Source organism: Pseudonocardia pini (genome assembly GCF_013870575.1).
GTDB classification, from domain to species: Bacteria; Actinomycetota; Actinomycetes; order Mycobacteriales; family Pseudonocardiaceae; genus Pseudonocardia; species Pseudonocardia pini.
The window spans coordinates 1-9,665 of sequence record NZ_JACBXB010000130.1 but is presented as its reverse complement, the minus strand read 5'-3'; the positions used below and the strand labels follow the sequence as shown (position 1 = coordinate 9,665).

12 protein-coding genes are annotated in these 9,665 nt (G+C 73.8%); 5 read left to right on the top strand and 7 right to left on the bottom strand.

The features are described from left to right. The coding region (locus H5J29_RS10565; RefSeq protein WP_220187240.1) for a hypothetical protein at positions 1–1,051 on the bottom strand (1,051 nt) is incomplete at its 3' end. A gap of 61 nt (positions 1,052–1,112) precedes the next feature. Here H5J29_RS10565 and H5J29_RS10560 point away from each other — a divergent pair. Continuing rightward, entirely contained in the window at positions 1,113–2,153 is a 1,041-nt protein-coding gene (locus tag H5J29_RS10560; protein WP_181780751.1) for an NYN domain-containing protein, read from the top strand. A 3-nt stretch (positions 2,154–2,156) separates the two neighbouring features. On the opposite strand, the gene H5J29_RS10555 is transcribed toward H5J29_RS10560, so the two are convergent. Beyond that, positions 2,157–2,801: an FMN-dependent NADH-azoreductase gene (locus H5J29_RS10555; protein ID WP_181780750.1), complete on the bottom strand. Its 645-nt coding sequence runs from the start codon at positions 2,799–2,801 to the stop codon at positions 2,157–2,159. A 92-nt stretch (positions 2,802–2,893) separates the two neighbouring features. Here H5J29_RS10555 and H5J29_RS10550 point away from each other — a divergent pair, with 92 nt between their 5' ends. Further along, positions 2,894–3,367 (top strand): MarR family winged helix-turn-helix transcriptional regulator, encoded by a 474-nt coding sequence (locus tag H5J29_RS10550; RefSeq protein ID WP_312858149.1) that lies wholly within the window; start codon positions 2,894–2,896, stop codon positions 3,365–3,367. A 3-nt stretch (positions 3,368–3,370) separates the two neighbouring features. On the opposite strand, the gene H5J29_RS10545 is transcribed toward H5J29_RS10550, so the two are convergent. From H5J29_RS10545 to H5J29_RS10525, 5 genes are all read right to left on the bottom strand, one after another. Next, positions 3,371–3,901 carry a COG4315 family predicted lipoprotein gene (locus tag H5J29_RS10545; RefSeq protein ID WP_181780748.1) on the bottom strand — a complete coding sequence of 177 codons (531 nt, stop codon included), beginning with the start codon at positions 3,899–3,901 and terminating at the stop codon, positions 3,371–3,373. A gap of 201 nt (positions 3,902–4,102) precedes the next feature. After that, a complete protein-coding gene (locus tag H5J29_RS10540) occupies positions 4,103–4,882 on the bottom strand; it encodes an SDR family NAD(P)-dependent oxidoreductase (protein WP_181780747.1) in 780 nt (259 codons plus the stop codon). A 24-nt stretch (positions 4,883–4,906) separates the two neighbouring features. Further along, positions 4,907–5,299: a VOC family protein gene (locus H5J29_RS10535; protein WP_220187234.1), complete on the bottom strand. Its 393-nt coding sequence runs from the start codon at positions 5,297–5,299 to the stop codon at positions 4,907–4,909. Further along, entirely contained in the window at positions 5,296–6,060 is a 765-nt protein-coding gene (locus tag H5J29_RS10530; protein ID WP_181780746.1) for a sulfite exporter TauE/SafE family protein, read from the bottom strand. The genes H5J29_RS10535 and H5J29_RS10530 overlap by 4 nt, the downstream gene beginning before the upstream one ends. Before the next feature lie 43 nt (positions 6,061–6,103). Beyond that, the gene (locus H5J29_RS10525; RefSeq protein WP_181780745.1) at positions 6,104–6,805 is read right to left on the bottom strand and encodes a GntR family transcriptional regulator; all 702 of its coding nucleotides are present in this window, start codon (positions 6,803–6,805) and stop codon (positions 6,104–6,106) included. A gap of 152 nt (positions 6,806–6,957) precedes the next feature. On the opposite strand from H5J29_RS10525, the gene H5J29_RS10520 reads away from it, so the two are divergent. From H5J29_RS10520 to H5J29_RS10510, 3 genes are read left to right on the top strand one after another with little or no spacing between them, the layout of a single operon-like run. Further along, positions 6,958–8,145: an NRAMP family divalent metal transporter gene (locus tag H5J29_RS10520; RefSeq protein WP_181780744.1), complete on the top strand. Its 1,188-nt coding sequence runs from the start codon at positions 6,958–6,960 to the stop codon at positions 8,143–8,145. After that, positions 8,142–8,897, top strand: a complete 756-nt coding sequence (locus H5J29_RS10515; protein WP_181780743.1) for a LamB/YcsF family protein — start codon at positions 8,142–8,144, stop codon at positions 8,895–8,897. The genes H5J29_RS10520 and H5J29_RS10515 overlap by 4 nt, the downstream gene beginning before the upstream one ends. Next, entirely contained in the window at positions 8,894–9,490 is a 597-nt protein-coding gene (locus H5J29_RS10510) for a 5-oxoprolinase subunit B family protein (RefSeq protein WP_181780742.1), read from the top strand. Before H5J29_RS10515 ends, H5J29_RS10510 begins: the two co-directional genes overlap by 4 nt. Positions 9,491–9,665: the final 175 nt, after the last annotated feature.

Here is a 9,665-nt window from a genome sequence, read left to right as displayed (position 1 = left end):
CGGTGACCGGTGCGGGATCGGCGAGCAGCGTGGTGTCGTGGACGATCGCCCCCACCCGCTGTCCGTGCAGGTCGACGGGGACGGCGGCGCGGTGGGAGCCGGGCGGGGGCAGCGTGGCCGGGCGGCCCGCGGCGTCGACGTACCCGCCGGGCAGCCAGAACACCAGCTCGACGGTCGGGTCGCCCAGGGCGCGGGCGAGGGCCGTGGTGGGCTCGGACCGGTCGGCGGCGCCGAGCCAGGTGGCCAGCTCCTCGACCTCGCCGGTGCGGGCGAACCCGCCGCGCAGGATGCCCAGCACGAACGCCACCGGCACCCCCGCGAGGACCACGAGCTGCAGCGCCACACGGGCCACCGGGGTGAGCCCGACGAGCTCCTCCAGAGCCGCCCCGACGGGCACGAGCACCGCCGCGACCAGCCCGTACACGCTCAGCGGGACCAGCACCCGCCGCCGCTCCCGGTCCAGCCCGCGCAGCCTGCGGACCACGATCACCGCGGTCGCGAGGACCACCGCGATGCCGGCGAGGCGTTGGACCGTCCCGCCCAGGGCGGCCAGGTCGGGCCGGTCGGCGACCCACAGCAGGTGGTAGGGGTGCTGGTCGACGACGAACAGCCAGAGCGGCGCCTGCAGGACCAGCGCCGTGACCCAGCCGGCGGCGGTGGTGAGCCGCTCCGCCCTGCCGGGCAGCCTGCCCGTCGGGAAGGCCAGGAGGAGCTGCACGAGCAGGGCGAGGAACGAGGTGGCCACGGCGGTGCCGACCGCGGTGAGCACCGGCACCTGCGTGTTGACGAGGTTCGCGAGCAGCCAGGCCACGCCGCTCGCCACCAGCAGCAGCCCCGTGCGGTTGCTGGGCCGCTGCCACCAGGCCAGCACGCCCGCGCCGAGGTACACCCAGCCGACCAGCGTGAACCCGACGTACGCCCAGGTCGGGCCGGGGCTCTGCGCCACCAACGCGACCTCGACGAGGCCGAGCACCAACGCGACCGCCACGAGGGCGAGGAGCGAGACGCCGAGCGAACGGGCCAACGGCGTACGGCCGCCACCGAGGGGCATTCGCGCAGGATGGCAGGCACCGGCCCGGCAGCCCAGGGACCTGAGTCCTACTGTCACCCCCGTGACGAGCGACGACGAACGCATCGCCCTGTTCCTCGACTACGAGAACCTGGCGATCGGCGCGCGGGACGGGCTGGGGGTGAGCCCCTTCGACCTGGGGCCCGTGGCCGACGCGCTGGCCGAGCGTGGACGGGTCGTGACGCGGCGCGCCTACGCGGACTGGTCCTTCTTCGACGAGGACCGCAAGCTGCTCGTCCGCCACCAGGTGGAGCTGATCGAGCTGCCGCAGCGGATGGGGTTCGCCCGCAAGAACGCCGCGGACATCAAGATGGCCGTCGACGCGATCGAGCTGGCCTACGAGCGCGGCTTCATCACGACCTTCGCGATCGGCACCGGGGACTCGGACTTCACCCCGCTCGTGCACAAGCTCCGCGAGATGGACAAGCGGGTGATCGGGATCGGGGTGCAGTCCTCGACCTCGGCGCTGCTCCCGCCCGCCTGCGACGAGTTCCTGTTCTACGACCGGCTGCCCGGGGTGGACGCCAAGCCGGTGCCCCGCCGGACCCGCACCAAGCCTGTGGCGCCCGCTCCGGAGCCGGAGCCCGAGCCGCCCGTCGAGCCGGAGAAGGAGGAGTCGGTCGACGTCGCCAAGCTGGTCGCGAGCACCCTGGCCGGCCTGCAGCGGCACGCCGACGGACCGGTCCTGGGCTCCCGCCTCAAGCGCGCGATCCTGCGCAAGGACCCGACCTTCGACGAGTCCGACCACGGCTCACGTGGCTTCGGCGAGCTGCTGCGGCGCCTCGCCGAGCAGGGCGTCCTGGTGCTCACGCAGGGCTCGGCGGCGGGCGACCCGGCCGTCGACTTCCCGGAGCACGGCCCGGACGCCGACGCGTTCGCGCTGCTCACCGAGATCGTCCGCGAGCTCGGCCGCCCCCAGCTGTCCGGCCTCAAGGACCGGCTCCGCAAGCGCAGCCCGGACTTCAGCGAGAAGCGCTACGGCTTCGGCAGCTTCCTCGCCTTCGCCCGGGCCGCGAGCGCGCGCGGGCTCGTGGACATGGAGTGGTCCGACGAGCTCGGGGACTGGGTGCTCAGCGTGCCGTAGGCCTCAGGCCGCGGAGCGGGCGAACTCCTTGCCGGTGGCGGCGGCCTGCTCGTGCGCCTGCGCCCGGACCTCGGCGGCCAGCCCGCGCAGCTCGGCCATGGCCGGGGTGCTCTCCGCCAGGGTCAGCTCCGCCTCGACGACCGTGACGGTGCCGCCCCAGACATCGCCCAGGATGCGGGACAGCCACTGGATGCCGTGGTCCCAGCCCGCGCGCGGGGTGCCCGGGCCGTACCCGCCGCCGCGCGCGACGACGATCGCCACCGACCGGCCCGCCAGCGGCGAGGTGCCCGGCGCGAACCGCGGGTCGGTGATCACGACGTCCACCCAGGCCTTCAGGTGCTGGGAGATGCCGAAGTTGTAGAGCGGCGAGCCGACCACGATCGCGTCGGCGCGCAGCAGCTCGTCCGCCAGCTCGGTGACCTGGGTGACAGCGGCGCGCTGCGCCTCCGAGCGCTGGTCCTCCGGCACGTAGCCCGCGAAGGCCGCGACGCCCCACAGGTCGGCGGGCAGGGGCGCGGTGCCCAGGTCGCGGCGGACCACGGTGCCGCCCGGGTGCTGCTCGAGGTAGGCCTTCTCCAGGGTGTCGGTGACCTCGCGGCTGACCGAGCCCTCGGTCCGGATGCTGCTGTCGAGGCGGAACAGGCTCATGGGAGAGACTCCATCTGCGTGGTTCGGAAGATGTTCTGTGTTGCAGACTATCTTCTCGTCAGACGGTCGTGCCACATGCGTATCCTGAGACGGTGGCCACTCCGCAGCGCGTCGAGTCCGACCTGGGCTGGGCGCTGGGCAAGGTCACGCGGGCGCACATCAAGACCGCCGAGGGCGTGCTCGCCGGGCTGCCCGGCGGCCCGCGCGGCTACCAGGTGCTGGCGGCGGCGAACGAGGGCACGCCCACCCAGCTGGCGCTCGCGCGCAAGCTCGGGGTGGACCGGACCGTGATGACCTACCTGCTCGACGAGCTGGTGGGCGCCGGTCTGGTGGAGCGGCGGCCGGACCCCGCGGACCGGCGGGCGCGGCAGATCCTGCTCACCGAGGTGGGCCGCGCGCGGCTGTGCGATCTCGAACAGCGGCTGCGCGAGGCCGAGGAGCACCTCCTCGGCCCGCTGGGGCAGGCCGAGCGGGACCAGCTCCGAGACCTGCTGGCCCGGCTCGCGACCACGGTCGAGATCGACGGCAACCCCTGTCAGGTCGCCGAGGACATCAAGCGCTGTTAGGCCCTACCGGGGCGTGACGGCCTTCGAGCCGTCCGGGGCGACGGCGAACCACTTGCCGTCCGTGCCCTGGCCCGCGGTCGTGGTCAGGCTGCCGTCGTCCTGGGAGTACATGTAGAGCGGCCAGCCCGCGAGGGTGACCTGCCTGGTCCCGTCCGCACGCTGGAGCACGCCCACCTTGTCCGGGGAGACGCCGAGCAGCTCGGGCTGCTTGCCGTTCTCCAGCAGGACCGGCGGCCACTGGGCGGCGCAGGTGTCCGTGCACGTCGACGTCGAGGGCGCGGCGGAGTCGCCGTCGAACCGGTGGAGGACGTGCCCGTCCGCGTTGGTGACCACGGTGCCCAGCGGCCCGCTCTGCACGGCCCACAGCTGCACGCCGTCGGAACCGTGGTGCATGCCGCCCATCGAGGAGTGGTCCATCGCCTGGCCCTCCGCGGCGGGGGCGGCGGCGGGCTGCTCCTGTGCGCCGGAGCCGCAGGCGCTCAGCGCGAGGGCGCCTGCCGCCAGGGCGGCGAGCACCAGGGACTTCGACCGCATGGCACGTCTCCTCTCGGGCACGGAGGAGACGGTAGGTCCCGGCGACCCGTGGGACGCGCGAGTCTGAGGGGAGGTTGCCTCTGCGCCGCCGATCCGCGCCGAGCCGGAGGTGAGCGGCGCGGCGTTGCTCCGCACGGAGCAACGCGCGCCGCCGCACGCTCTCAGATCCACTCTCAGGTTCCGCGGTGGACGGGCGAGCGGTCAGGCGTTGCGGACGGTGAGCCCGCCGTCGACCACCAGCACCGCACCCGTCGTGAAGGAGGCGGCCGGGAGCAGCAGGGACACGGTCATCTGCGCGACCTCCTCCGGGTCCCCGTAGCGCCGCAGCGCCGTGCGCCTGCGCGCGAAGACCTCCTTGTCGGCGTCCGGGATCCGAGCGGTCATGCCGGTGCGGATGGGGCCGGGGCAGATGCAGTTGACCGTCACGCCCGTCTTGCCGTACTCGACGGCGAGCGAGCGGGTCAGGCCGATCACCCCGTGCTTCGACGCGGTGTAGGGCGCGATCCCGGAGGTGGCGCCGAGGCCCTCGGTGGAGGCGATGTTGACGATCCGGCCGTCGCCGTTGCGCACGAGATCGGGCAGCGCGGCCCGGGCGAACAGGGTCTGGGCGGTGAGGTTCACGGCGATCGTGGTGGTCCAGGCCTCGGCGAACCCCGGGTCCTCGAACGGCAGGTGGATGCTCACGCCGGCGTTGTTGACCAGCCCGTCGAGCGGGCCGAGCGTGCCCCGCACCTCGGCGACGGCCGCGGCGGGCGCCGCGGGGTCGGTCACGTCCGCGACCACGGGATGGACGGTGCCGCCCGCCTCGCGGATCTCGTCGGCGACGGCCTCGAGCGCGTCCCCCGACCTGTCGACGATGCCGACCTTCGCACCCTCGTCCGCGAGCAGGTGCGCGGTCGCCCGCCCCATCCCGCTCGCGGCGCCGGTGACGAGGACGACGCGGTCGGCGACCGACCGGCTGAGCTTCGTGAGACGGGGCATGGCCCGTTCCTACCGAACGAACGCTCAGGAGGACAGGGCCTGCGTGAGGTTGACGGTGTTCCCGTCGGGGTCCTGGATGTGCGCGACGCGCTGGCCCCACGGCATGTCGTTCGCCTCGGCCGCGGTACCGCCCAGCTCCGTGACGCGCGGGAGGAGGGCGTCGACGTCCGCGACGTCGATCGAGAGCAGGACCCGGCCCTGCTCGGTGGGGCCGTTCGGCTCGTTGACGAACCCCATCTCGGCGCCGCCCACCGAGATCCCGACGAAGAAGGGCTCGCCCTCCGGCGGGGTGCGCATGACCTCCTTCCCGCCCAGCAGCTCGGAGTAGAAGCGCACCAGGCGGGGGAGGTCGGCGGTGATCAGGATCGGCTGGATCGTGGCCATGCGGGGTGGACCGCCCGCCGCCCCGGAACTCATCGGTTCACCCACAGGCTCACGGCCAGCGCCAGGCCCGCCGCCCCGATCGCGAGCCGCAGCGGTGTCTCGGGCACCCGCCGGACCAGCGCCGGGCCGAGCCGCGCGCCGATCAGCAGGCCCGCCGCCATCGACCCGACGGCGGCCCAGTCGACGGGCGCCACGATCGCGAAGACCACGGCGGCGACCAGGTTCGCGGCGCCGGTCGCGATGTTCTTGGCCGCGTTCGACCGGGCCAGGCTCTGCGACCAGGCGACCGACAGCAGGGCCAGCATCATCACGCCCGCGGCGGCGCCGAAGTAGCCGCCGTACAGCGCCACCCCGAAGGCGACGACGAGGGTGAGCGGGCCGAGCGGGGTCGCGCCCGCGCCCTCCTCGGCGTGCCGCTGGGCCCACGCCCGCAGCCGCGGCGCCAGCATCAACAGCACCGACGCCAGCCCGATCAGCCACGGGACGATGATCTCGAAGGTCTCCGAGGGCGTGACCAGCAGCAACGCTCCGCCTGCCGCGCCGCCGACCCCAGTCAGCAGGCTGAGCCGCAGCAGCGCACGGCCCTGGCCGTGCAGCTCCTGGCGCGAGCCCGCGACCGACCCGACGGTGGTCGCGAACATGGCCACGGTGTTGGTCACGTTCGCGATCACCGGCGGCAGCCCGACGGCCAGCAGCGCCGGGTACGAGACCAGGGACGCCAACCCGGCGACGGAGCCGGTCAGCCCACCGCCGACACCGGCCAGGAAGAGGAAGGCGAGCTGCCAGCCCGTCACGGGACGGGGGTGAGGCGACCCAGGGAGAGCACACGGGACATGGCTACAGCGTCGCGTACGCCGCGAGGATCTGCCGCTCCGCTGTGGCGAGGTACTCGGTGAGCTGCGTCGCCGCGGCCTCCCGGTCGCCCGCCATCAGCAGTTCGGCGATCCGGTCGTTCCGGTCGAGATAGGGCTCGTGGAAGGCGCGCACCGCGGTCGGCCCCGTCATGCGGTGGAAGACCAGCCGCATCTCGGCCAGCAGCAGGCCCATCTGCTGGTCGAGCCGTTCGCTGCCCGCCAGGCCGACGAGCGCCCGGTGGAAGTGCTGGTTCGCGCCGGCCACGCCGGGCCAGTCCTCCCGCGCGGCGGCCTCACGGCCCTCGAGGACCGCGTCCCGCACCCGGACGAGGGCCGAGGGCTCGGCGGCGAGCTCCCCGTCCCGGACCGCGGCGGGCTCGATCAGCAGTCGGACGCGGTAGACGTCCCGGACGTCCGCGGGCCCGGGCACCGCGACGAACACCCCGCGGTTGGGCTCGCGGACCAGGACCCGCTCGGCGACCAGCTGGGACAGCGCCTCGCGCACGGTGTTCCGGGAGACCCGCAGGGTCTCGGCCAGTGCGACCTCGGGCAGCCTGCCGCCGGGTCGCAGCCTGCCCTCGACGACCTCGTTGCGCACGGCATCGGCCACGCGCTCGGCCGTGGAGGTGCGGGCGACCAGCGCTCGGGCGTCGGCCAGCGAGGCGAGCGCCGAGTCCACTGTCACGAGAGGAGCGTACGTGAACAGCCTGTTTCCTTGTTCCCGCTCCCTCTTGCCGGATTGTTGAGCAATCCATACGCTCACCAATCAACGGACCGGGTGTGGGCCCGGTCACCGTTCGTCGGGGAGGGCACGTGAGTGCGGAGACCGGAACGAGGATGAGCAAGAGCAGCCGCAGTGCGCTGCTCGGCGCGATGTTCCTGATGGCGACCAGCGCCATCGGGCCGGGTTTCATCACCCAGACCACGACGTTCACCGTGCAGCTCGGCGCGGCGTTCGCCTTCGCGATCCTGGTGTCGATCCTGATCGACGTCGCCGTCCAGCTGAACGTGTGGCGGGTGGTCGGGGTCTCCGGGCAGCGGGCCCAGGTGCTGGGCAACAAGGTGGCGCCGGGCGTCGGCTGGGTGCTGGCCGGGTTGGTGCTGGTCGGCGGCCTGGTCTTCAACATCGGCAACATCGGCGGCACGGGCCTGGGGCTCAACGCGCTGTTCGGTCTCGACGCGAAGATCGGCGGCGCGATCTCGGCGGTGGTCGCCATCGCGATCTTCGTGAGCAAGCGGGCGGGCGTGGCGCTGGACCGGATCGTCGTGGTCCTCGGCGTCCTGATGATCGGGATGACGGCCTACGTCGCCGTCGTGTCGCGGCCGCCGCTCGGCGAGGCCCTGCGCAGCTTCGTGCTGCCGGACACCGTCAGCTTCCTGGCCATCACCACCCTGATCGGCGGGACCGTCGGCGGCTACATCACCTACGCCGGGGCCCACCGGATGCTGGACTCCGGGATCACCGGGCCGGAGAACGTCGGGGCGATCTCCCGCAGCTCGGTCTACGGGATCATCGTCACCGGCGTCATGCGGATCCTGCTGTTCCTGGCCGTGCTCGGCGTGGTGGCGGGCGGTGTCACGCTCGCGCAGGACAACCCGGCCGCCAGTGCCTTCGAGGCCGCGGCGGGCGAGGTCGGGCTCCGGCTGTTCGGGATCATCCTGTGGGCCGCCGCGATCACGTCGGTCATCGGCGCGGCGTACACGTCGGTCTCGTTCTTCACCTCGGAGCGCACCACGCCCCGCACCCGCAACCTGCTCACCATCGCGTTCATCGCCGTCTCCGCGCTGGTCTACGTGCTGATCGGGACCGCGCCGGTCACGCTGCTGGTGTTCGCCGGGGCGTTCAACGGGCTGATCCTGCCGATCGGCTTCACGGTGATCCTCTGGGTCGCCTGGCGCCGCCGCGACCTGCTCGGCGGCTACCGCTACCCCCGCTGGCTGCTCGGCATCGGCGTCCTGGCCTGGCTGATCTCGCTCTACCTCGGGTGGTCGTCGGTGTCCGCGGTGGGGACCCTGTTCGCATGAGGCTCGACCTGAACTCCGATCTCGGAGAGTCCTTCGGCCGGTGGGCCCTCGGCGACGACGAGGCCATGCTCGGCCTGGTGACCAGTGCGAACGTGGCGTGCGGGTTCCACGCCGGGGACCCCTCGACCCTGCGCCGGACCGTCTCCGACGCCGCGGTGAACGGCGTCGTGGTGGGTGCGCAGGTGGCCTACGCGGACCTCGCCGGGTTCGGCCGCCGGTTCATCGACGTGCCGCCCGCGGACCTCACCGCCGACGTGCTCTACCAGCTCGGCGGGCTCGAGGCGATGTGCCGCGTGGCCGGGACCGCGGTGCGGTACGTCAAGCCGCACGGCGCGCTCTACAACGCCACGGTCCACCACGAGGAGCAGGCGCGTGCCGTCGTCGAGGCGGTCGCGGAGTACGACACCTCGCTGCCGGTCCTGGGCCTGCCCGGCTCGGCGCTGCTGCGGGTGGCGGAGGCGCGCGGCCTGCGGGCGGTGCCCGAGTTCTTCGTCGACCGCGGGTACACACCGGACGGCGCGCTGGTGTCGCGGCGGGATCCCGGGGCGCTGCTGCACGACCCGGCCGAGGTCACCGAGCGGCTGCTGCGGATGGTCTCCGACGGGGTGGTCCGGGCGGTCGACGGCACGGACGTGCCGGTCGCGGCCGAGTCGGCCTGCGTGCACGGGGACTCCCCGGGGGCGGTGGAGATGGCGACCGCCGTGCGGGCCGGGCTGGAGAAGGCGGGCGTGGACGTGAGGGGCTTCGTGTGAGGGTGCTGTCCTACGGGGACGCGGCGCTCCTCGTGGAGCACGAGGACGTCCTGGCCCTCGCCGAGAGCTGCCGCGCGGCGGACCTGGCAGGCGTGCTCGACGTCGTCCCGGCCGCCTGCACCGTGCTGCTGCTCGCCGAGCCGGGCACGGACCTGGGTCGGCTCCGCACCGCCGTCGAGGGGCTGGAGGTGCGGCCGGGCGACGCGGGGGAGGTGGGCTCCGTCGAGATCCCGGTGGTCTACGACGGGCCGGACCTCGCCGCCGTCGCCGAGCTGACCGGGCTGTCGGCGGAGGAGGTGGTCGCCGCCCACACCGACACGCCGTGGCGCGTCGCGTTCGGGGGCTTCGCGCCCGGGTTCGCCTACCTGTCCGCCGGGGACCCGCGGTTGGCGGTGTCCCGGCGGGAGAAGCCCCGGACCAGGGTCCCGGCGGGCTCGGTGGGCCTGGCAGGCGAGTACAGCGGCATCTACCCGCGCTCCTCGCCCGGCGGCTGGCAGCTGATCGGCCGCACGGACGCCGTGCTCTGGGACCTGGACCGGGACCCGCCCGCGCTGCTGCAGCCGGGTGCCGAGGTGAGGTTCGTGCGCGCATGATCGAGATCCTCGACACCGGTCCACAGGCCCTGGTCCAGGACCTGGGCAGGCCCGGGCACGCGGCGATCGGCGTCGGCCGCTCGGGGGCCGCCGACCGGGCGGCGCTGCGGCTCGGGAACCGGCTGGTCGCCAACGACGTCGCGCACGCGGCGGGCGTCCCGCTGATCGTCGACGC